The 22,367-nt window shown below is 52.3% G+C and carries 23 protein-coding genes; 12 read left to right on the forward strand and 11 right to left on the reverse strand.

The window, feature by feature from the left end; translation table 11 throughout:
- Window positions 1-2 precede the first annotated feature (2 nt).
- Together BUA40_RS11645 and tyrS are read right to left on the reverse strand one after the other, a co-directional pair.
- Window positions 3-959: a 1-phosphofructokinase family hexose kinase gene (locus tag BUA40_RS11645; protein WP_072801032.1), complete on the reverse strand. Its 957-nt coding sequence runs from the start codon at window positions 957-959 to the stop codon at window positions 3-5.
- Window positions 960-963: 4 nt separating this feature from the next.
- Window positions 964-2,181, reverse strand: coding sequence for a tyrosine--tRNA ligase (gene tyrS / locus BUA40_RS11650; protein WP_072801033.1), 1,218 nt, complete (start codon window positions 2,179-2,181; stop codon window positions 964-966).
- Window positions 2,182-2,345: 164 nt separating this feature from the next.
- On the opposite strand from tyrS, the gene BUA40_RS11655 reads away from it, so the two are divergent.
- Window positions 2,346-2,954, forward strand: a complete 609-nt coding sequence (locus BUA40_RS11655) for an outer membrane beta-barrel protein (protein WP_072801034.1) — start codon at window positions 2,346-2,348, stop codon at window positions 2,952-2,954.
- 24 nt (window positions 2,955-2,978) lie between these two features.
- On the opposite strand, the gene BUA40_RS11660 is transcribed toward BUA40_RS11655, so the two are convergent.
- The 3 genes from BUA40_RS11660 to rpsU all read right to left on the reverse strand — a co-directional run bounded on the left by BUA40_RS11660 (window position 2,979) and on the right by rpsU (window position 5,442).
- Window positions 2,979-4,508 (reverse strand): sigma-54 interaction domain-containing protein, encoded by a 1,530-nt coding sequence (locus tag BUA40_RS11660; RefSeq protein ID WP_072801054.1) that lies wholly within the window; start codon window positions 4,506-4,508, stop codon window positions 2,979-2,981.
- Between the two features lie 113 nt (window positions 4,509-4,621).
- On the reverse strand, window positions 4,622-5,092 hold the full coding sequence (locus BUA40_RS11665) for a GatB/YqeY domain-containing protein (protein ID WP_072801035.1): 471 nt from the start codon (window positions 5,090-5,092) through the stop codon (window positions 4,622-4,624).
- Between the two features lie 140 nt (window positions 5,093-5,232).
- Window positions 5,233-5,442, reverse strand: a complete 210-nt coding sequence (gene rpsU, locus BUA40_RS11670; RefSeq protein WP_014546541.1) for a 30S ribosomal protein S21 — start codon at window positions 5,440-5,442, stop codon at window positions 5,233-5,235.
- A 211-nt stretch (window positions 5,443-5,653) separates the two neighbouring features.
- Here rpsU and BUA40_RS14260 point away from each other — a divergent pair, with 211 nt between their 5' ends.
- Window positions 5,654-6,430 (forward strand): SPOR domain-containing protein, encoded by a 777-nt coding sequence (locus tag BUA40_RS14260; RefSeq protein ID WP_083585385.1) that lies wholly within the window; start codon window positions 5,654-5,656, stop codon window positions 6,428-6,430.
- A 103-nt stretch (window positions 6,431-6,533) separates the two neighbouring features.
- Here the strand turns inward: BUA40_RS14260 and BUA40_RS11685 are convergent, their stop codons facing one another.
- Both BUA40_RS11685 and BUA40_RS11690 read right to left on the reverse strand, forming a co-directional pair.
- Window positions 6,534-7,601: a glucokinase gene (locus BUA40_RS11685; protein ID WP_072801036.1), complete on the reverse strand. Its 1,068-nt coding sequence runs from the start codon at window positions 7,599-7,601 to the stop codon at window positions 6,534-6,536.
- 2 nt (window positions 7,602-7,603) lie between these two features.
- Entirely contained in the window at window positions 7,604-9,022 is a 1,419-nt protein-coding gene (locus BUA40_RS11690; RefSeq protein ID WP_255369299.1) for an FKBP-type peptidyl-prolyl cis-trans isomerase, read from the reverse strand.
- Window positions 9,023-9,094: 72 nt separating this feature from the next.
- On the opposite strand from BUA40_RS11690, the gene BUA40_RS11695 reads away from it, so the two are divergent.
- Window positions 9,095-9,658 (forward strand): hypothetical protein, encoded by a 564-nt coding sequence (locus tag BUA40_RS11695; protein ID WP_143149792.1) that lies wholly within the window; start codon window positions 9,095-9,097, stop codon window positions 9,656-9,658.
- Window positions 9,651-11,828 carry a PorV/PorQ family protein gene (locus BUA40_RS11700; protein WP_072801055.1) on the forward strand — a complete coding sequence of 726 codons (2,178 nt, stop codon included), beginning with the start codon at window positions 9,651-9,653 and terminating at the stop codon, window positions 11,826-11,828. Before BUA40_RS11695 ends, BUA40_RS11700 begins: the two co-directional genes overlap by 8 nt.
- 66 nt (window positions 11,829-11,894) lie before the next feature.
- Here the strand turns inward: BUA40_RS11700 and BUA40_RS11705 are convergent, their stop codons facing one another.
- Genes BUA40_RS11705 through BUA40_RS11720 form a run of 4 tightly spaced genes read right to left on the reverse strand, consistent with a single transcriptional unit; the run spans window position 11,895 to window position 15,795 of the window.
- Complete coding sequence (locus BUA40_RS11705) at window positions 11,895-12,785, reverse strand: flavodoxin (RefSeq protein ID WP_072801038.1); 891 nt, start codon at window positions 12,783-12,785, stop codon at window positions 11,895-11,897.
- A 13-nt stretch (window positions 12,786-12,798) separates the two neighbouring features.
- Window positions 12,799-14,997 (reverse strand): HD domain-containing phosphohydrolase, encoded by a 2,199-nt coding sequence (locus BUA40_RS11710; protein WP_072801039.1) that lies wholly within the window; start codon window positions 14,995-14,997, stop codon window positions 12,799-12,801.
- Window positions 14,998-15,057: 60 nt separating this feature from the next.
- On the reverse strand, window positions 15,058-15,279 hold the full coding sequence (locus BUA40_RS11715; RefSeq protein ID WP_072801040.1) for a DUF167 domain-containing protein: 222 nt from the start codon (window positions 15,277-15,279) through the stop codon (window positions 15,058-15,060).
- Window positions 15,280-15,285: 6 nt separating this feature from the next.
- Window positions 15,286-15,795: a DivIVA domain-containing protein gene (locus BUA40_RS11720; RefSeq protein WP_072801041.1), complete on the reverse strand. Its 510-nt coding sequence runs from the start codon at window positions 15,793-15,795 to the stop codon at window positions 15,286-15,288.
- 216 nt (window positions 15,796-16,011) lie between these two features.
- Between BUA40_RS11720 and BUA40_RS11725 the strand changes: the two genes are divergently transcribed.
- Genes BUA40_RS11725 through BUA40_RS11760 form a run of 8 tightly spaced genes read left to right on the forward strand, consistent with a single transcriptional unit; the run spans window position 16,012 to window position 22,365 of the window.
- Window positions 16,012-17,046: a GGDEF domain-containing protein gene (locus tag BUA40_RS11725; protein WP_072801042.1), complete on the forward strand. Its 1,035-nt coding sequence runs from the start codon at window positions 16,012-16,014 to the stop codon at window positions 17,044-17,046.
- Between the two features lie 43 nt (window positions 17,047-17,089).
- Window positions 17,090-17,350: a phosphoribosyl-ATP diphosphatase gene (gene hisE / locus BUA40_RS11730; protein WP_014545870.1), complete on the forward strand. Its 261-nt coding sequence runs from the start codon at window positions 17,090-17,092 to the stop codon at window positions 17,348-17,350.
- On the forward strand, window positions 17,347-18,186 hold the full coding sequence (gene hisG, locus BUA40_RS11735) for an ATP phosphoribosyltransferase (protein WP_072801043.1): 840 nt from the start codon (window positions 17,347-17,349) through the stop codon (window positions 18,184-18,186). Before hisE ends, hisG begins: the two co-directional genes overlap by 4 nt.
- 3 nt (window positions 18,187-18,189) lie before the next feature.
- A complete protein-coding gene (locus tag BUA40_RS11740; RefSeq protein WP_072801044.1) occupies window positions 18,190-19,425 on the forward strand; it encodes an EAL and HDOD domain-containing protein in 1,236 nt (411 codons plus the stop codon).
- The gene (recR, locus tag BUA40_RS11745; protein WP_072801045.1) at window positions 19,415-20,011 is read left to right on the forward strand and encodes a recombination mediator RecR; all 597 of its coding nucleotides are present in this window, start codon (window positions 19,415-19,417) and stop codon (window positions 20,009-20,011) included. Before BUA40_RS11740 ends, recR begins: the two co-directional genes overlap by 11 nt.
- The gene (yihA, locus tag BUA40_RS11750) at window positions 20,008-20,691 is read left to right on the forward strand and encodes a ribosome biogenesis GTP-binding protein YihA/YsxC (RefSeq protein ID WP_255369300.1); all 684 of its coding nucleotides are present in this window, start codon (window positions 20,008-20,010) and stop codon (window positions 20,689-20,691) included. Before recR ends, yihA begins: the two co-directional genes overlap by 4 nt.
- Window positions 20,672-21,550: an MlaE family ABC transporter permease gene (locus BUA40_RS11755; protein ID WP_072801046.1), complete on the forward strand. Its 879-nt coding sequence runs from the start codon at window positions 20,672-20,674 to the stop codon at window positions 21,548-21,550. The genes yihA and BUA40_RS11755 overlap by 20 nt, the downstream gene beginning before the upstream one ends.
- A gap of 20 nt (window positions 21,551-21,570) precedes the next feature.
- A complete protein-coding gene (locus BUA40_RS11760; RefSeq protein WP_255369301.1) occupies window positions 21,571-22,365 on the forward strand; it encodes an ABC transporter ATP-binding protein in 795 nt (264 codons plus the stop codon).
- Window positions 22,366-22,367 lie beyond the last annotated feature (2 nt).

Genomic DNA, 22,367 nt, shown 5'->3' on the forward strand with positions numbered 1-22,367 from the left:
GCTTACTCCAGTTTTTCTACTGCATCGGCTATAGCCGTTTCAAGTTCTGCAACGCGTTCCACCTTGATATTGCAGGGGCGTTCCACCTCGCAGCGGGCAGAAGCGACAGCCGTTGCCTTCACGAGGCATTGTTCAAAATCGAGGCCCATAGTATCGGCGTATAACCAACCCGCAAAGAAGGAATCGCCAGCACCGATGCGGTTATTGACTTGGACCGTAGGCGGCAAGAGCTGCACGCCCTGGAATTTCTTTTCGACCAGGCGGAAGGCCCTGACCGGAGATTCTTCGTCGGTAACCACCAGGTTCTTGATAGGCAGCCTTTCCAGCACAGCCGTCGCCGTCATTTTCCAGAACTGCGGACTCGACATGACCTGGGGAATTCCAAGTCGAGAAAGAAGCTTGCAGTATTCCTTGAGGTTGATCTTCAGGAGTTCCACACCCTTTTCAAGCCAGGTATCCACATCTTCGATGGCATCCACGTAGATTTTCTTGCCAGCAAAGTCCAGCGCATTCAGCTGTTCGACATTGAAACCCTGCGGGAAGGTTCCACACAAGGCGACCCGTTGCGTCGAGCTCCAGTAGTCGTTAATTGTCTGAAGAAAATCTTCGTTTTCGTATTCCGTAAGGTCCGGCGAGGGCTCGATGAGTTCCGTAGATTCGCCTTCGCTTACGATAGTCGTACAAATGCGGGTAGGTTCCTTAATCCATACGGGCGCCTGCTGTATTCCGTAGCCGGAAATTTCATCGAAGATGTTTGTGCCGTGTTCCGAGCCCAAGAAATGCATCATCAGCGGCGTACCACCCAAAAGGTGCAGTACGAGACCGCAGTTGATGCCCTTGCCCGAGGCATATTCTTCGATCTTTCCGATACGGTGAACCTCGCCAGGCGTAAACTTGTCCACGTAGAACAAGCGTTGCCAAGCGGGATTGAGCCCGAGAATTAGGATTTCCTGCGACATGATCCTAGAAATTCACCTTGAAGAACTTACGCTTACCAACTTGAACAACCAGCTGGTCTGCGCCCTTGATTTCGATCTGGGACTGCGGATCGGCAAGTTTTTCGCCGGCAATCTTCACGCCGCCGTTCTGGACCATGCGACGAGCTTCGCCCTTGGAGGCGAAGGCCTTGATTTCAACGAGCAGGTCCAGGGCACCATAGGTGCCGGCCGCCACGCTGCATTCGGCAGCATCGCTCGGAATAGCATTACCGCTGTGAATTTCACGTTCCTTGGCAGCGGCGGCCTCGGCGGCTTCTGCGCCGTAGTACTGCGTCACGATATCGATAGCGAGGCGGTGCTTGGCATCGTTGGGGTTCATCTTGCCTGCGGCAATGTCGGCCATCATCTGCTTGATTTCTGCAAGCGGAATGTTGGTCAGAAGTTCGAACCAGTTTTCAACGATGCTGTCGGCGAGGCTGTAAATCTTGTGGTACATCACGTCGGCCGGTTCATTGAGGCCCACGTAGTTACCGATGGACTTGGACATCTTGACCTTGCCGTCGGTACCGAGGAGAATCGGCATGAAGAGACCGATCTGCGGTTCCATGCCTTCGAAAAGCTGCAAGTCGCGACCGCGAAGCACGTTGAACTTCTGGTCGGTGCCGCCGAGTTCCACGTCGCTGTTGATGGCGACGGAATCGTAGCCTTGCATCATGGGATACATGAATTCGTGCAAGCTGATCGGCGTATTGGCTGCATAACGGTTGTGGAAGTCTTCGCGTTCAAGCATCTGGGCCACGGTAAACTGACCCATGAGTTCGGTCACCTTGCTGAACGGGAGCTTAGAGAACCATTCGCCATTGTAATGGATTTCCACCTGGTCGCGGCGAACGACCTTGAAGAACTGTTCCTGGTATTCCTTTGCGTTTTCGAGAACCTGTTCATGGCTGAGACGCGGACGAGCCTTGTTACGGCCGCTCGGGTCACCAATCTGAGCCGTGTAGTCACCCACAATGAGCACGACGGTATGACCCAGGTCCTGAAACTGGCGGAGCTTACGCATCACCACCGTATGGCCAAAGTGCACGTCCGGAGCAGTCGGGTCCACACCCATCTTCACGCGGAGAGGAACACCGGTATCGTAAGACTTCTGAAGTTTCTTTTCAAGTTCATCTTGCGGCACAACATCGATAACGCCGCGCATCAAAATATCAAGCTGTTCTTTAACAGGACGGAATTGCATTTTATTTCCTTTTGTTTTTTCCAGATAGGAAATATAGAAAGAGATTGACGTCTTTCAGTTTTAGGAGGACGTGGAAACAGTGAAAAAAAGACCCCAAATATTGACATAAGGGGCAATTAATTTATATTTGCACAACTTAATTTCCTAAAAGGAGGAATTCTACAATGAGAAAAATATTCATCGCCGTACTTGCGGTCGCTGCAATGGCTATGGCCGAATCCCATACCCACGACGGCTTTTTCTTGAACTTGGCACTGGGCTTTGGCTATCAGGGTTTTACTTACGACGCCAACAAAGCTATATTCGACATGGAAGCTAACGGCATGTCATCTGAATTTGACATCAAATTGGGTGGATGCATTGCACCTAACACCCTTTTGCACGCTACAATTCTTGGTGTCGCCAATGGTAGCGAAATCGAAGCAAAGAGAGACGGTAAAAAAATTGGCTCCACCTCGGATAGAAGCGAAAGCATGTCTATGTTTGGCATTGGCGTCACCTACTACCTGCCGCAAAACGTCTTTTTCAGCGGTTCAATCGGTTTGGCAGCATTTAACCTTCAGGACAACACGGACAGCGACAACGAAATTACAGGACAAACCGATAGCGGTCTCGGCGTCCAGCTTGCCGTCGGTAAAGAATGGTGGGTCAGCGATAACTGGGGCTTAGGCGTATCCGCCGCATTTACTTACGGAGCCGCCGAAGACAAAGATGATATGGGCGATGCAAATGCCTTCGGTGTCAACGTGATGTTCTCGGCAACGTTCAACTAAAAGATGGGGCTTAGCCCCACAAAACTATTTTCCAAAACCAGCGAGGTCTATACCGAGCTGGTTTATTTTATATGTAAGAATACGCGGGGTCGTGGAAAGACTCCGCGCCGCAGCGGCAATTTTGCCCTTGCTACTCTTGAGAGCGTCGCAGATAATGTCTTTCTCGTATGCTTCAACCATTCGCTTCAAGTTACCGGACACGGGCGTACCGCTGGTTTCGGCAGTCTGCAGCGTGGTCGGGAAATGGTGCGGATAGATGACGTCTTCATCGGTCACGAGAACAGCACGTTCAATACCGTTTTCCAGTTCACGGACATTTCCGGGCCACGGGTAACTCATGAGCATGTTGATGGTCGTACGTGCGAGACGGCGAACGTTCTTGCCCACGATACGGCAATAGTGTTCCACAAAATGGTCCGCCAAAAGTACAATGTCGGTCTTGCGGTTGCGAAGGGGCGGAACATAAATCGGGAAAATGTGCAGCTGGTAATAGAGGTCTTCGCGGAAGGTTCCCTCTTCCACCATCTGCTGCAAGCTCTTGGTGGTGGCCGCGATCACGCGAACGTTCACCTTCTTTGCAATGCGGGCGCCAATGCGTTCCACTTCGCCATGCTGCATCAACCGCAAAAGTTTCACCTGAAGGTTTGGCGAAAGTTCGCCCACTTCGTCTAGGAAGAGCGTACCGCCGTCGGCCTGTTCTACGCGGCCCGGCGTTTCTGCAATGACACCCACCAACGCGCCGCGCTCGCTACCGAAAAGTTCACGGTCCAAAACCGATTCCGGCATCGAGGCGCAATGGACGCGGACGAACGGGCCCATGTTGCGGTCGGAGCGGTAATGGATAGCTTCGGCCACAAGCCCCTTGCCCGTGCCGACTTCACCCACAATGAGTGCCGGCAGGGGGCTGCGAGAAACCTGGTCAATCTGCGCATACACGCGCTGCATTTCGCTAGAGCGCCCGATGATATTGTCCGGGTGAAAACGATCCTTGAGTTCCAAGGTCAAGCGTTCGTTTTCAGCCTTTAAAAGTTCATTTTCTTCGCGGGCTTCGCGACGGAGCTTCACGGCTGCGGCAAGCATCTGCGCGATGATTTCAAGCAGACGCAACTTTTCAGGAAGTTCATCTTCGACCGGATTCTGGACGTCAGCACTGAAAGCGCCAATCACCTGGTGTTCCATAATCACGGGCACGCAGAGGAACGCCTTGTCCTCCGTCTTGCCGCGGCCCGTACGGTCGAGGAAGTCCGGGTCCTTCGCGACCGAGGGAATGATAATCGGCTTGCCCGTTTCCACGACGCGGCCGGTAATACCCTCGCCCACCTTGTAACGGCCCTTGCGCGCCTGGCGGCTGCTCAAGCCCTCGGCAATTTCAATGGAGATTTCGCCCGTGTGGCGGTTGTACAGCGTAAGCGTCGCATGCTCCACGCCCATCGTCGATTCCACCACTTCAAGAATCGGATGTGCGACACTCTCGAAATCAAGTGTCTGATTCAGAATGGAACTGATCTTGTAGAGCAGTTCCAGTTCCTGGATTTTGGATTGCGAAGTGGGCATTATAGCGAAAAGATATGAAAAAAAAAGATGCCCGGTCGAGCCGGGCATGACAATGCGGGTCTAGATCCTTCGACTTCGAGGCTACGCCTCTCCGCTCAGGATGACGCGTTATATTACTTCAACGCTTCCTGAACCAGGGCAGAGGCGCGCTTGGCGTCGAAACGGCCCTTGACCTTCGGGGAAAGTTCCTTCATGATCTTGCCCATGTCTTTCGGGCTAGAGGCACCCGTCGCGTCCTTGATTTCTGCAATGAGGGCCTTGACTTCGTCTTCGGTCATTTCGGCAGGCATGTACTTGCGGTACAGGGCAATGATTGCTTCTTCAGCCGGAATCTTGTCCATGAAGCCACCCTTCGTGAGGATGTCGATGGCTTCCTGCTTCTGCTTGACACTGCGGGCAAGAACGTCGACGCACATTTCGTCGGTGATCGTTTCTTCGATCTGTGCCGGAGTGGCACCGCTCTTCATGGCTTCGTTCTTGATGTCGGAATGGAGGGTACGGAGCGTTCCGAGAGTTTCGGAATCGTGCGCCTTCATGGCGGCCTTGATATCATCCTTAATCTTAGTCAGCAATGCACTGCTCATGGTTTTACCCTTTGCGGACTCATCCGCGGTTATAATTCTCTAGAAACACGCAACGAGCCACCGGTCATGGACCGACGACTCATTACAAAAATCGATGCCTTGATGGCGACTGCCAATTTGACCCGGAAACCGGGAGCAAATTAGTAGAGGCGCTTACGGTTCTGGTCAGCGATTTCCTTCAAGCGCTTGCGACGAGCAGCAGTTTCGATGCGCTTCTTTTCTTCAGAAGGCTTTTCGAAGCGCTGACGCTTCTTGACATCAGAAATGATGCCATTCTTTTCGCAGGACTTGGTGAAACGCTTGAGAGCGCGTTCAAAAGGTTCGTTGGACTTAACAATTACGCCGATCACGATTATCCTTTGGTTAAATTAGAAATTCGTTTTTGGATAGCCAAATATATTTAATTGACGGAAATTCGTCAAGGGTATAATAAAAAGCCCGTTTTGCCGCCATTTTTGAATAAATTTTACAATTTAACTTGCGGATTATCATAGACTTATGTATATTTTTGTTATAAAAGACCGTCTATGTTGTCTTATTTTCTAAAAATTGGAGAATTGGATGAAAAAGTCAATCTTGTCTCTGAGTGCCATTGCCCTTGCAAGCTCCATGCTTGTGGCTTGCAATGATGAAGAAGAACTCGTCCCGAAGATGGATCCGGCAAAGCCCCCCGCAGAACAGCCGGCTGCACAGGCCGCCGAACAGCCCAAGGCCGACGAACCGGAACTCGTACCCATCCAGTCCCTTTCTGGAAACGCCGAATCCAAGGATGCGGCCGTTGAAGAACCAGCCAAGAATGCAGTTCCCGCTGCCGCAGGCAGTGTCCAGCCCCTTTCCAAGGGCGAATACGTCATTCAGGTGAGCATCCAGTCTTCCAAGAGAGCCGCCGACGGTATCGTGAAAAAGCTCGCCGAAAGCGGAATCAAGGCCTATGTCGCCGAAGTGGAAAACCCGGGTGAACTGGAAGGCACCTACTACCGCATCCGCGTCGGCTATTTCGAATCTAGCGCCAACGCCCAGGAATACGGCAAGCAAGTTCTCTCTCCGCTGAACTATGCCTGGTGGGTCGACAAGAGCAAGAACGACGACGTCGGCAACCCCGGTGGCGACGAATACTACTCCAACAACTCTTACTCTAATTCTAATACTTATAATGAACCGGCTGCAGCACCCGAGCCTGAACCGGCTCCTGCCCCGGCACCCGAACCGGCTCCCGCTCCCGCACCTGAGCCTGAACCCGCACCGGCACCCGAACCGGCTCCTGCTCCTGCACCCGCTCCGGAACCGGCACCTGCACCCGCAGCTCCGGCCGCAGACAACTTCGACGACTGGGAATAAGTCTCGAAAATACGAATATCAAAAAAAAACTCCGCTTTTGGGCGGAGTTTTTTCGTTTAGCTCAAGATGACGCAATGCCAGCCCTGAGCTTGTCGAACGGGCGTTACTTCTGCAAGTTCAGGCTTGCGTTAGCAGCGCCATAAAGGCTGATGCTGTAATCCTTGATGACGTACACCGGAATCTTGTTCAGGAGCGGACGGATGTTCGGATTGTAGTTCTTTTCGAAATACTTCATGAACAGGTTGTCGCGTTCGAGCCAGCGAAGGTCCTTCTGCACGGTACCGCCAGCCAGGTAGAAACCACCCAGCGGGAGGAACAGCGTAGCGGCGTCACTTGCAAAGCGGGCAAGCATCTTCACAAACAGGCGCATCATTTCGGCAGCGACCGGATCGGTATCGCTGGCGCGGCTGATGTACTTCGGACGATCATTCGGTTCGGTTTCTTCAATCTTCTTGAAGGCTTCGTTATCGGGAACACCGCGGGTTTCCTTCCACCATTCATACATGTTGCGAAGGCCCATGCCGGAAACGAGCGGTTCGACGCCAGGAACCATGCCGATCTTCTTTTCCATGTAATCGTGGAATTCCTGGGAATCCTTGTCGAACGGGGCAAACGTAGAGTGGCCACCTTCGGAGCAAGCCGGAATATACTTCTGACCGTCAAAGGCGAGGAAGCCGACACCCATGCCGGTACCCGGACCAATCACGGCCTTGGTGGTCTTCTGCGGAGCAGGCGTGCTACCGTCGGTATGTACGAGTTTGTGAATCTGGGCGGGATCATCCACATCGAGTGTCGGGATGCCGTAGCTAATGGCCATGAAGTCGTTGATCACGAGCGTCGGGATTCCCGTCGCAGCGCTAAGGGCATCGCCATCGACACTCCACGGAAGGTTGGTCATGACGCACTTGTTGTTTGCCACGGGGCCGGCGGCACTAATGCAAATGTGGGACGGCTTCAAGTCTGCGCGACTTTCGACTGCAATCTTGAGCGTTTCACGAATCGGGGCATCCAAGCCATCGATATCCTTGGACGGGCAATCCGTTTCAAGGATCAGTGTGAACTTGCCGTCCTTGTAGCCCACCAAGCCAAGGTTCGTGTTAGTGCCACCAATATCGCCCGCCAAAACAAGACGGTCAAATTTTGCATCAGGATTAAGCCATTTGATTTCCATAATTATTCTCCAAGATATTCAACTGCAAAGATCAGTGTAGAGCCACCAGGAATCGGGCCTGCACCGCGGGCACCGTAACCGAGTCCGGGCGGCACCACCAAGATTCTCTTTTCGCCAGGGAGCATGCCCTGCACACCCAGTTCCCAACCGCGAATCACGCGGCCGGCACCCAGCGTAAATCCAAAGACCTGTCCACGATCGCGAGAACTGTCAAACTTGTAACCGTTGGTAAGCCAACCGGTGTAATGCACCTTGGCCACATTGCCCTTCTGAGCGGGATCGCCTTCGCCCTGCTTGATAATTGCATAGCGGAGACCTTCGGGGCCGTTTTCAAATGTAAGCGTCGTGGTGTCGGGGAAGAAATCCATATTCGCGACAACGGCATCGTCCACTTCGGAAGAAATCAATTCTACTCGGAAAATCAACGTGGAATTAGAAGGAATCATGGAATAGGCGGTAGCGCCGTAACCCATGGCCGGAGACACGCGGAACCAACGCACGCCACCTTCGCGCATTCCTTCGAGACCGACTTCCCAGCCCTTGATCATCTTGCCGGCACCCATCACCACCTGAAGAGGCTTGCCGATATCCTTAGAAGAACCGAACTTGCGGCCCGAAAGGAGCCAGCCGGTGTAATGCGTCTTGAGCACGGAACCTACTACGGCAGGCTTTCCGTTACCAATTTTTTCGTCATAAACCTTGAGTCCCTTTGCCGCTTCACGCCACTTGAGTCCTTCCACACTCTTGGGGAACACATCGGGTTCCATGGGAGGATCTGCACTGACGAGTTCTACAATAAAGAACAGGTCGGAATATTCAGGAACGCCTTCGAGAGAGTTTTCACCATAGCCCATCTGGTAAGGCACATAAAGTTTGCGGACTTCACCCGGCTTCATTTCCAGCAGGCCCTTTTCCCAACCGGGAATCACAAGACCCATACCCAGCGTGAATTCAAGCGGTTCGCCGCCGGCATAAGATTCCGAGAACATTCTGAAACGGGTATCGGTCGGAAGAGGTGCGATAGAATCCACAAAGGTTTTGGGAACTGCCGAAGAATCGACTACTGCGGCAACCGTATCTACTGCAGCCGGAGTTTCTTTTTTGCTCTTGGATTTTTTCTTCTTGGACTTGTCGTTCACCAATTTCGTCGTGTCAACTTTTGTCATTCCAGCAATCTGATCGGAATTAAAGTCATTTGCAAGACGAAGAGAATCTGCAATGCGCAGGGAATCGGCGAGACGGGCTTTTTCAGCCAAGATTTTTACGCTGTCTAAATACACGTAGCTTTTGTAATGCACCCTGATAAGCTGACCTGCCCGAATTGGGTCTCCGGAGCCTTCCCTAACCGTTTCAACCTTGAAGGGAATGGCAAAACAGGCGCTACACATCAGCAATACAAGAAAAATCTTCAATTTCGACATAAAATCTCCTGTCCCACAATTTAGAAAATGCTAGTTTTTGAGAGTAACGAATAATTCCAAATGGAATAAAATATGCTATCAGTCATTATTGTCATAGCGATTATAGTCTTGTCCGTGATACTCGCCGCCATCGGTGCGTACGTGATAATCCATAGTTCCGACGAAAAGGACGAGCCGAAGCGCGTCATCGATGTCTCGGGCCAATACGCCGTTGTGGTTCGCCCCGCCCGAGAATCCCTCACCGCCGTGAAGCCTTCCGAGGCGTCCCTCCGGTCTTGGCTAGACACGCAGAATTTGCCGCCCGAAAAGAAAGAAGAACTGATTGCTCAATGGAACGCCACCATGGAAGCCACCATCCGCACCATTGACGAAGGTGACAAGAACGGCACGGCCACCTACCGCATTGAACTTGGCCCCAAGGGCAAGCAATACGTGAAATTCGTGAGCGACGAAAACTTTATTACCCGAGAACAAATCCGCAACCATGCGGAAATTCTCCCGCCTTACGTTTTAGGCTGCGACTGCAGGCTTTTGCCCAAGCAACCTTGGGAAAACCCCAGCAAGTCCGGCTGGAAAGCAGTCGTGCCTGCGCACGGCAACCACTACGATGTCCCCGACTGGAGGCAACTTGCGTAAATCTCTACTTACAGCACTTCTTTTTGCGCCCGCATTGTCTTTTGCGGCCGGTTCTGCCATTATCACGCTTGAAATGCCCGTAGGCGCACGCCAGCTGGGTATGGGCGAAGCCGGAGCAGCCCTTGCCGACGACCCGACTGCCATGTACTACAACCCGGCAGGTCTCGCCTTCGGCCCTTTGGCCGACGAATGGCGCATGAGCTATCCCGCCGATTCCAAGAACGCCCCCTTCTTCACGAGCATGGCCTCCCGTTCCAAGGATGGCTTCTTCAGCAAGAGTGAACTCTGGGCAGGAACCGCACAGGGCATTTTGAAATTTGACGGCGAACAGTGGGTCAACTACCACTCCATTACCCTGCAAGGTAACGCCAAGGTCCGCGACGCCGTAAAAGTCTATGTAGGCTCCGAACGCGGCCTGGACGAATATGTGCGCCAGGTGAAAAAGTTCAACGACATCAAGAATGCCGACGACGAAAAGCACGTGGTCGAAGTCAAGATGCCCTGGAACCTGGTGGTCAAAGACACCATCACGGCAGTCCTTTACAACAAGGGCACCGAAAAGCTCTGGGTAGGCACCCCCAAGTCCCTTTACCGTTTCGACGGTAAGGCCTGGAAGAGCTACGATGACGAACTGGGCAATCACCGCATTACCGCTCTCGAAAGCCAGGGCGCATCTGTCTGGATCGGTACCGAAGACGGTCTGTTCGTTTACCGCAACGGCCAATTCGAACAGAAAGGCAAGGTGCTCCCCAGCCAAAAGATCCGTTCCTTGGTGTGGTCCGAAAACCGCAAGGAACTTTACGTGGCAGTCGAAGGCGCCGGTATCGCCAGACTCATTCCTAAAAAGAGTGTCAACGACAAAGACCGCTGGAGCCTGTTCACCGAAGAAGACGGCATTATGGACCTGAGCCCCACATCTCTTGCCGTGGATAGTTCGGGCCACATTTGGGCAGCCCATAACGGAGGTCTTTCCCACTTCACGCTGCGCAAGTGGGAACAGGTGCAGTTTGCAGACAACAAGGTGAACGACATTTCCGTGGACCAACGTGGTGGCATCTGGATTGCAACCGACAAGGGCGTATGGCGCCACCTGCCGGACTACGCCACCGCAAGCGGCCGCAAGGCAGAACTTGAACGCGGCGCCGCCGAAGAAGAAGGTTCCACCAAGAGCGAAGACGAATGGGTCCACTACCATAGCGGCAACGGCCTCAGCACCAACAAGGTGTGGGCAGTCCTCCCCCAGGGTGGCGACGTATGGTTCAGCACCGCCAACGGCATGGAGCAGTTCAAGGACGCCGACTACCAGATTACCGCCTTCTACGAAAAGCTCTTGCCGATTTTGAATATCCCCGACCTGTATCACCTCTATGCAGGCATGACAATTCCGCTGAACGACTGGGGCACACTCGGCTTCTTCGTGAACTTCGTGAGCTTCGGCTCTACGGTCGCCTCGGGTGACGTGGACGCCGACGATCTCGTCGCCTATAACAGCTCCGAAATCGTGGGCGGATTCAGCTACGGTACGCGATTCCCCAACGACTGGGGCCTGGGCCTTTCCATCAAGTTCTTCTATTCCGACCTGAGTTCCGGCGCGGCCGCAGGCGAAGAAGAAGCAACCACCTTCGGTTACGCATTCGATATCGGCGTTCTGAAGAAGAACTTGTTTATAGACAAATTAAATTTCGCCTTGGTACTCGCCAACATCGGTCCGAGCGTCTACTATGTGGACAAGACCATCGAAGACCCGATTCCGCTGACCTGGCGTCTGGGACTTTCTTATGAAATCTTGAGCCTCGCCGATTACAAGTGGACCGTGGTCGCCGACTACAACCGCGAAGTCGTCTATGACGACGCCAAGGGCAATCCGGAACCGTTCTACATTTCGAGCTGGAAGTCCCTGATCCACCCCGAAAAGGACGGCAACAAGGTCAAGGAATCCATTATGCAGGGCGTGTTCAACCTGGGTACCGAATTCGTGTACGCCAACACTATCGCACTGCGCGCCGGTTACCTGTACGACGAAACCGGAAAGCGTAACGAAGTGGACTTGGGCTTCGGCTTCATGCTCTCCGACGTGTTGCAGTTCGACTTCGCCACCATCAAGGACGTAGGCGACAACGACGGCGTGCGCGACGGTCAGATGCGTTTCGGCATGCTGTTCAAGTTCTAAGAAACAGCTAAAGAGACAAAAGAAAAAGCCGCACACTTGTGCGGCCTTTTTTTGATTTGACTTGATTTATTTTTCAACAACAATCAATTCAGCAGCGCCACGATCCGGAAGCGGCTTGAAGATTTTCACATTAGTCTGAACCGCCGGTCCACCGAAGGCGTTCATTTCGCACACGAACAAGTAATTCGTGCCCGCAACAATCTGCGTCGAAACGGAAAGCGGTTTGAGTCCCAAATAGGCATAGTCCTTGGTCGCCTCGGCAAATACGGCAGAATCTTCTGCAGCAAGCGGACGCTGTTCCGAGAAACCGCCCATCAGCATTTCATCGGTCTTGCCCGTTTCCAAATCGGCAAAGAATCCTTCGACTTCTTTGGCGGCGACTTCGGCGCCATTCTCCGCCGTCATGCGCTTATTAGAAATACCGTAGGCAAGCGTCACGTTCGCGTTAGGTTCAAGAGTCTTGAGTTCTGCGGCAGACGCCTTGCGGCCACCGCTGCCATAAGTGCAGAAGGGCACCACCACCTTGCCACTCAAATCGTTCGAATCGAGGAAGGTGTAAATGGGCGGAGCAAAACTGCCGAACATAATCGGATAACCCAAGTACACCGTATCGTACTTGTCCAGTTCCACCTTGGCGTTTTCAAGGACCGGCCACTGCTTGGCATCGCGTTGGGCTTTCACCGCCGCAATCGTGCTATCGTAAGTTGAAGGATAAGCCGTCACAAGCTTTAATTCCACAGCATCGGCGCTCTTCGCCTTCTGGAAAATTTCGGCGAGTTTCTTGGTCGCCCCGTTCTGCGAGAAGTACACCACCACAGACTTCGAGGGAGCGGGTGCAGCAACTTCGGCCACTTCCTTTTTCACCTCGGTAGTTTCCTGCTCGTTGCAGGCAGTAAATACAAACGACGCCGCAAATGCAGACATTGCAGCCGCCGTCAACTTTAAATTGCGGAACATAGAGTTCTCCTATTTAACTTTTGGACTGTTCCGGAGCAGCCTCTTCCGGCTGCGGCGGCAACTTGGTCCTAGCACCATAAAGTCTTTCAGAAATATGCGTAAAGGCTTCCACGATATCCGGGTCAAAGTGCTTGCCCGAACCTTCGGTAATAATCGCCATCGCCTTTTCATAAGTGAAGGGCTTCTTGTAAACGCGTTCTGCAACCAGGGCATCGAACACGTCAGCCACAGCCATGATTCTTGCGGACAACGGAATCTCTTCGCCCTTGATATGCGTCGGATAGCCCGAGCCGTCCCACTTTTCGTGGTGGTAATGAGCCATATCGATCGATTCGACCATGTAGTCGGCATCAATCGTATCGCCGGCATCTTCCACCATCTTGGTCAGGATCTTCCAACCTTCGGTGGTATGACTCTTCATGATGGTAAATTCTTCATCAGTGAGCTTGCCCGGTTTGTTCAAGATCAAGTCAGACACTGCAATCTTACCGATATCATGCAACGGAGCGGCGCGTTTCAGCTTTTCAATGTAAGCATCCGTGAGCACGTCCTTGAACTTGCCTTCGGCCTTGAGCTGCAGGGCAATCGCTTCCACATATTCGGCGGTTTTCTTAATGTGGTTACCCGTGCTCTTGTCGCGGGCTTCAACCACTTCAGCGAATTCCATAATAATGATTTCCTGCATGCGTCTGATACGTTCGTTCTGTTCCTGCACACGCTGGATAAAGTTATAGGTATCGCTCGCCATCGTGTAGATAGCTTCATAAAGATGTTCGATTTCGTCTCTTGTCTGCACCCCGACTTTACCGAGGCGTTCCACGCTATCCCTGATGCTTTCGAGGTCCACCTTTTCGGTATCGAGCATGCTGGCACGAGTCGTGTTGGCGGCAATCTTCATTGCAGCAAGGGACATCTGGTTCATGGGAATCACTACACCGCGCTTCACAAGTTCAAGCACAATGCTCATGATGATAATGGACAGCCCGAAGAACAGGGAAAGCATCTTGATAAAGAAGATCGCTTCGTCGCGGATAATATTTTCCATCGAGATATCAGCCGCAATATAGGCAACCGTCTTGTTCGACGAATTGCGGATCGGTCGATATACGGTCAACAACCATCCGTACTTGTCATCCGAGATAATCGGTTCAATCTCGCCGCCGGCCAAAAGAGTCGACAAATACGGTTCAAAACTAGGATCGAATTCCACAACGTCACCCGGAGAGCCTCCCGGTTCTCCATCGGTATCCAAGTCGAACACCACATGGCAACCATCCTTACGGATCTGGTACACATACAGGTACTTGGTCTGCGGGAAACTTTCCCTAATGGAACCCAAGACCTTCCTTACGAACTCGTAGTCGTCAACTTCAAAGCCTTTGTTGATGTAATCATCAACCTTGTCGGGATTGATTGCCGTAGAGGCAGCCTTGGTCACACCATTTGCAATGCTGATGAAGTTATTGACGGAATTTTCTCGATACAGGAAGAAGCCGATCGTACAAGCGAGACCGCCCAGAAGGACTTCAGCCGCAATCACCATGTACACCACCTTGCGGAGCAAGGAGTAGCGCACCATCTTTTTCATGACATCTTGGTGATTGACTCGCAGGACCACCTTGTTCAAATGGTTCTTGATGGCACGCGGAATGAAGCGGAAAACAAACACCGCCGCGATGACGACGACGCCCTTGTCGAAGAAGTCAATAACGATATCGGCCCAAAGCTGCGAGGTAAACTTGTTCCAACCAAGGACTTCGTGGAACGCTACGGCAAACGGGGCCGAAATACCTTCGCCGAAATTGAACCCGTACAGGAAATAGGTAAAGACAGACCCGATACCGCCGCCAATCAAGGCAAACGAAAGAATTACGACAAACAGGCGCGGGATATTCTTGAAAAAGCGCTGGTGGTAAAAGAAGGTCGCAAGGGCAGCAATAAAAATACTGATTACCCCGTAGAACATGGTCACGGGGTCCGAAATACCGTTAATCGCATTCGAGGCAAAACCGACTATGACTGCGGGCAGGTTTCCGCCAAGCATTGCGGTAAGAATCGTTCCCAAGCAGTCCAAAAAAAGCGGGAGGTGCAACGCCAGCGCAATCTTTGCCGGAATGATATTCAATAACAAGCCTGCGACAATAAGCAGCAGAACGCTTTTTAAGCTGGACCCGTTTTCGAAATCAAATATTTTTTTAAGAGCCGCTTTCATTTGCCCAATACATCCTTCTTAATACTCTTAAAATAAATAAAAAAAGGACTCGTTAGAGTCCTACTTGATAATTTCCACTATCTTTTTGTTATTCGTGGCCCCTGAAACCACCGAAACATCGCGTTTATGCACATGAAAGTGCTCCGCTAGCAGTTCACAGATGGCTTCGTTAGCCGCCCCATCCACAGGAGGGGCCTTGACCTCGACTTTATAGCTCCCGTCAGGGAGCTCTGTCACGCTTTCGCGCTTGCTCCGGGCATGGACCTTGATGCTTATTCTCATAAGGAACTAGGCGAGCACATTTCCCGGGGCTGCCGGACGAGCCTTCAGTTCTTCCTGCATACGCTGGTCGTTTTCCATAGCGGTAAGCAAGTCTTCCTGGCCCTTGATGAGGGCGCGGCAACGGATAAAATAATTTGTACGCAATTGCTTGAGCTGTTCGATCTCCATGCGGAGTTCTTCGGCTTCTTTCTTGGTGGACTCCACCTCGCGGACCGCTCTGGCCTTGGCTTCGGCAACGATAATTTCAGCTTCCTTTTCGGCGGTGGCCTTGACTTCGTCAACCGTCTTCTGCATGGTGACTACGGCGTCCTGAATCGTCTTTTCGATCTGGCGGTAGTAATTCACGCGTTCTTCGGCAACCTTCAAGCGTTCGGTAAGGTCGGTCTTGTCCCTGGACATCTGTTCGAAGGCATTGGCTGCGGTATCCAGAAAAGCCTTGACTTCTTCAGGATCGATTCCACCGAAATTTTTCTTGTGGAAGTTCTGGTTTCGGATATCCAACGGTGTAAGTTCCATACTAAAACCTGCAAAAAAATTGATATTTGCCGTTTTTGGCGTCAACTGAAATATAACAACTTGCAATCAAAGACGTCAAAGTCACAAAAAAATAAGATATAAAAAGTTCAATTTGCCTTTCTAGTTTGCTCAAAATCATGTTATATTTAATTAACAGCGTTTATGATTAAGTTTCTAAAAAACTTTTGGGGGGCGCAAGGCACACTGGAACGTAAAATGTTCTGGTCGATCTTGGTGGTTGTTACCGTAGTGGCAACCTGCTCCGCTATCTTTACCATTTACGAGGGACTGAACTTCTCGGCGTCCCTCGCCAGTCTCAGTTGCGCCGTCCTCTGTTTCGTAATCGCCTTTGTCGCCGTAAAGACATCACTCTATAACCAGTGCTACCTGGTCATGTGCTGTGCGCTCAGCTGTTTTTTGATGCCCATGCTGTTCCTGTTCTGCGGCGGCATCACCAGCGGTATGCCTCTTTACTGTATTACCTCGCTTGCGCTGATCGCCTTTGCAGTCCGCGGGCGCGCGAAGAACATTTCCTTTACTATTTCCCTGTTAATCCAGGCAGCCACGATCTATATGTCCTGGAAGAATCCGGACATTCTCTATACCACCCTTGACCGCGACGGAGCTTTTCTCGACATCCTGGTCACGCACATTCTGACGGGCATCACGCTCTTTGCCGTAGGCTCCTTCTCGCTGATGGCTTATGTACAGGAACGCGAAAAAAGCGAAAGGCTGGTGGCACGACTGGACTACCTGGCCGTCAGGGATTCCCTTACGGGCCTGTACAATCGCAGGTATTTGCTCAAATTCCTCGATGAACGCGTCTGGAAGCACCGCAACGACTACTTTATCGCCATGTTTGACTTGGATAATTTTAAACAAGTTAACACCAAGTACGACCATAAGTTTGGCGACAAGGTCATTTGCGCCGTAGGCGAACTGATTCAAAAGGTCGGTGACGAAACCGCCGGCGAATGCGTCGCCCGTTACGGCTGCGAAAAATTCATCTACCTGATCAACGCCGGTTCCGAAGTAGAGGCTTACTCCAAGGTGGAATCGATTCGCAAGTCCGTTCGTCAGATTTCTCTCGACGAGCATCCGGAACTGCAGCTTACAATAAGCGGCGGATTGCTCCCTTGCAGCGCCAAGTCTGTAGCCGATATCAATCAGCTTCTTTTCCGAGTCGACGAACTCGTGGTTTCCGCCAAAAATCAAGGCAAGAACCAGATTCGCAACATGGTGGAAAACTAAGTTTTTCTATCTTTACCTCTGAAAAAAATTAAAGAGGTCCATTATGACATTCGAAGAAATGTACGCACTGGCCTGCCAGCGCAAGAAAGATATGCCCGAAGGTAAGGGTACCACGGAACTTTTCAAGAAGGGTCCGCACGGCATTGGCAAGAAGCTCGTCGAAGAAGCCGCCGAAAGCTGGATGGCCGCTCGCTTTGAAAGCCGCGACGCCCAGTGCTTGGAACTTTCCCAGGTTCTTTACTATGTGGCCGTTATGATGGCCGAAAAAGGTCTCACCCTCGAAGAAGTGTACGCTAAACTATGATTAAGGTAGCTCTCCCGAATAAGGGCATGCTCTTTGAGCCCACCCAGGAACTTTTGAAGGCTTGCGGTTACAAGGCCTCCAAGCCCTACAAGACTTTGACCCAGCTCGACACCAAGAACGGAATCGAATTCTTCTTCCTCCGTCCGAGCGACATTCCGATGTACGTGGGCCGCGGCATTATCGATGCCGGCATCACGGGTATCGACTTTAACGCCGAAGCCAAGAGCCCGGCCGTCAAGGTTCTCGACTTGCCTTATGGCGCCTCCAAGATGTGCGCCGCCGTGCCGAACGAAAGCCCGGTGCAGTCCCTTGACGAACTCAAGAATTCTACAATCGCCACCAGCTTCCCGAACATCGTGGAAGGCTTCTACAAGAAGCCGATGGACTTCGTGGTGCTCGAAGGCGCCGTCGAAATCTCGGTGAGCCTCGGTGTGGCTGACGCTATTGTTGACGTGGTCGAAACCGGTACCACGCTCAAGCAGGCAGGACTTCGCATTGTGGGCGAACCGCTCTTCCGTAGCAACGCCGCCCTCTTCTGCAACCCTCAGAAGACCGAACTCGAAGAAGTCAACACGCTCATCCGCCGTATCGAAGGCAAGCTCGTCGCCCAGTCTTACATGATGATCGAGTACGACTGCCCGGCCGAACTTCTCCAGAAGGCATGCGAACTCACGCCGGGCCTCGACGCCCCGACGGTGACTAAGCTCCACGGCCGCGAATGGTATTCCGTGAAGGCCATGGTCCCGCAAGAAGAAGCAAACTCCATCATGGACAAGCTTTGGGACGCCGGAGCACGCAGCATTCTCCTGTTCGGGATCAAGAGCGCTCGTATTTAAGACATGCAAACACTTGCCTATCTAGCACGCCAGCCTATCCTCGACCGCGAGGGTAAGATTTATGCGTATGAGCTCTTGTTCCGCGATTCGCCCGAAAGCGACATCGCGATCATTGCAAGCGACGTACTTGCCACTGCGCAAGTGCTCGAGAATGTGCTGAACAACATCGGCATCGAACGCCTGATCGGGAACAACAAGGCGTTCGTGAACTGCAGCCGCAACATGCTGCTCGACAACTTGTTCGGGCTTCTGAACCCCAAGTACTTTGTACTCGAGGTTCTCGAAGACGTCGAAGTCGACGACGCAATCGTCAAGGCCGTCCAGCGCTACAGGGCCCTGGGCTTTGAACTCGCGCTCGACGATTTCATTTTCAACGACGAATTCATCACGCGCTTCAAGCCGCTGTTTCCGTACATCAGCTACGTCAAGATGGACGTGGTCGACAACTCGCAAGAGTCCATGAACGCAGCGGCAGTCTTCTTCAAGACCATGGGCATCAAGCTTCTGGCCGAAAAGGTGGAAGACGAGGCGACCTTTAAGCGCTGCGAAGAAGCCGGCTACGACTACTTCCAAGGATTCTTCTTTGCAAAGCCCGAACTGGTGACCGGCCGTAAAATTGACGCGACCTCGGCAACACTCTTACAGTTGCTGCTCCGCATCAAGTCCCGCCCGAGCCTCGAAGACATGTGCGACAGCCTTTCCAAGCACGAAGACATCGCCCAGAACCTGCTCCGATTTGTGAACTCCGACTCGCAGACCAGGCACAGCCGCATCGATACGGTCAAGGACGCCATCGTGTGGGTGGGCATGCGCCGCATTCAGGAATGGCTTATGCTCATGCTGTACGCCCGCCCTGAGCTCGGCATGACTCCGCAAGCCTCGCCCCTGTTCCAGAACGCAAGCCACCGCGCGAAATTCATGGAAAGCCTCGCCCGCACCATCGACGAAAACAATGACGACTTCTGCGCGAAGGCCTTCATGGTCGGGCTCATCAGCCGTATGGACGCTTTGGTGCGCGCACCGCTCGAAACGATTTTGCCCGACGCGCCCACCGACGACGAGATGCAAGACGCTCTCCTCAACCGCACGGGCCGCCTCGGAACACTGCTCCGCCTCGCCGACGCCGTGGAACTGGATGACCGCGATTCCATCCAGGCCTGCCTCAAGGAAGAAGGCATCCATTTCGCCCAACTGAAACTCTGCATCAACGAATCCTACAGTTTCGCCAATGAACATTGAGCCGCAAAGTCTTGAAGCGTTAATCGGGGAATTTTCATCGCTCCCCGGAATCGGACAGAAAACTGCCCGAAGACTTGCGTATCATATTCTTTCTAAAAACGAAGGTGACGTAGAACGTTTCTCGGCGAACTTGCTGAACGCCAAGAAGAACGTCCATCCCTGCCCGCGATGCTATGCTTTTACCGACGAGGACCTGTGCCCCGTATGCAAGGCAAGGCCCGACTCCAAGTGCATTTGCGTGGTCGAAAAAAGCTCCGACATCGTTCCCTTTGAACGCTCAGGCATCTACAAGGGCACTTACTTTGTTCTGGGAGGCGTGATTTCGCCCCTGGACGGCATCGGCCCCGAACACCTGCATTTGCCTGAACTCGTGAAGCGCATCAAGGACGAAGGCATCGAAGAACTTATATTTGCATTAGGTTCTAGCCCCGAAGCCGACAGCACAGCGCTCATGCTCGACCACATGCTTGCAGGCGTAAACGTCAAGCGCACTCGCCTTGCCCGCGGCATCCCGATGGGTTCGGACCTTGAATTTGTCGACGAAGTCACCATGCTCCGCGCATTCGAAGGGAGAGTCAGCTTATGATGGAAAAAGCACCGAAAGGGACAAAGGCGAATCTTCCGCCCAAGACTGTCCACCACGGCCCTGTCGTGGTAGGCGACTACAAGATTGTATCTGCGGAATTCGTCAAGGGATCCACCAGCATCAAGCACCTTCCCGAAGAACGCTTACCGCAAATTGCCTTCCTCGGACGCTCCAACGTGGGCAAATCTTCGCTCATGAACGCCCTGATGGGTCGAAAAGACCTTGTAAAAGTGGGCAGAACCCCCGGAAAAACCCGCGAATTGAATTTTTTCAAAGTCAACGGGAAGTTTTTTCTAGTAGATTTACCTGGTGTAGGCTTTGCAAAAGTCAGCAACAGCAAACGTGACCAGATGGCAGACTTTATCCGCGAATACGTGGAAAAGTGCCAAGACCTGAAAGGACTCGTGTATTTGGTAGATGTGCGCCACGGCGGCCACGCCATCGATATCGAGACGGTCGAAGCCATTCGGGCGAGCGGTTGCCCCGTACTGATTGTTGCAAGCAAACGCGACAAGGCGAACCAGTCGGAACTTGCAAAAGGACTCCGCAGCATCAAGGAAAAATTCGGGCTTGACCAGAATCCTTTGAGCGTAAGTTCTTTGAAGAAATTTGGGCTGGGCGACTTGTGGCACCAAATTTTGGAAGCAATAGAACAAGCCGATGGGAACACAGATCGCTAGAAACAAGCAACGCTTTATTCTCTTAGCAAGGCCTTTCCACATGTTGGGCCTGTTTGTGTTGCACCGCCCTTTCGGCCAGCAAATCGCCTTGTTCTGCAGAGCAATTGCAAGTCTGTTCTCTAAAAACCGCAGCTTCAAGACAGATTCCCGCAACATCATTCTGCAAGCGTTCTTTACGGGCATTGAAATTTTCCCGACTCTTTTCGTGGTCGCCACCTTGTTTGGTACGATTACCATTGTCGAAGTGATTTCGATGATGGGCAAGATGGGCTTTGCCGACTTTGTGGGAAGCATGATTGTAGCAGTCATCATCCGTGATTTGGGGCCCATTCTTACCGCGTTCTTGATTGCAGGCCGAAGCGGATCTTCACTAACCACCTATATTGGCAGCATGGTCATTAACGACGAAGTCGACGCGCTTGCCACCATGGGTGTAAATCCGGTCCGTTTCCTGGTCATGCCGAGCTTGATTGGCGGTTGCGTCGCCATGCTCATCATGAACATATTCTTTAGCCTAAGCGCCATTTGCGGAGGCTACCTTTTAACCAAGGGCGCCATCGTTTTCGCAGGTAATATGATGAACATTCAACTTACCTGGGACTACCTCTCTACAGAAATCCTGAAAGCCCTTCAGATCTTTGACTTCACCTATATTATCATTAAACCCATTGTATCTGGAGCTATCATTACCACCAACGCCTGCTACCAGGCATTGAACATTCCCCGAGATGTTCGCCAGGTACCCAAAGCGGTGTCGCGTTCCGTGATCAAGTCCTTCCTGTACGTTGTTATTGCCGACGGCATTCTTTCGTTGTACTATTTCGTAGATTACGTGAATAACCTCAACCAGTTGATCTAATGTTTGACGAAGCCTTAAAAATGGAAGATGTCCACCTTGCCTACAGGGATCTCGCAGGAGCGATGTTCTCTAAGCCGAGGATTTTAGGGTATTTCAGACGCATTGAAACAGACCCGCAAAAAGAACTGTTCTCGAACGTGAACCTTACGGTAAAACGCGGCGAAACCATTTGCATTGGCGGACCTTCCGGTCAAGGAAAAAGTGCCCTTCTCAGAGTCATTGCAGGGCTTACACGCCCCACCCGCGGAAACATTTACTACTTCGGCGAATTCATTCCGCCCGAAAAGCTGACGGCTTTGGAAGTCGCCAAGCGCAAAGTGGGAATGGTTTTCCAAAACGGAGCCTTGATTTCTAACTTGCGCGTCCGCGACAACATCGCCTTGCCGCAGCGTTACCACAAGATGGGAACGCCCGCCGAAATCGAAGAAAAAGTCAACATGGCCATGGACTTGATGCGTGTGCGCGACGAAGCCGACTTGTTCCCCCACATGCTCAGTATGGGCATGCAGAAGCGCGTCGCCATCGCCCGAAGCTGGGCCATGGACCCGAAGCTTTTGCTGATGGACGAACCCACCGCAGGTCTTGACAACTACAACCGCCGTAACTTGCTGCCGTTGATTGACAACATGCGTACGCTGTTTAAAACGACAATCATTATCGTGACCCACGACTTGATGATTTCTAAAGAACTCGGCTGCAACATTTGCTTCTTGCATCGCAAGACCTTGACGGAGCCCAAGCCTTTCGATTACTGGCTCAACTCCGATAGCGAAATTTCTAGAGAACTGTTCCGCGACCTCCGCAACAGCGGCTAACC

The sequence above is a fragment of the Fibrobacter sp. UWT2 genome (assembly GCF_900142545.1).
Taxonomy (GTDB): Bacteria; Fibrobacterota; Fibrobacteria; order Fibrobacterales; family Fibrobacteraceae; genus Fibrobacter.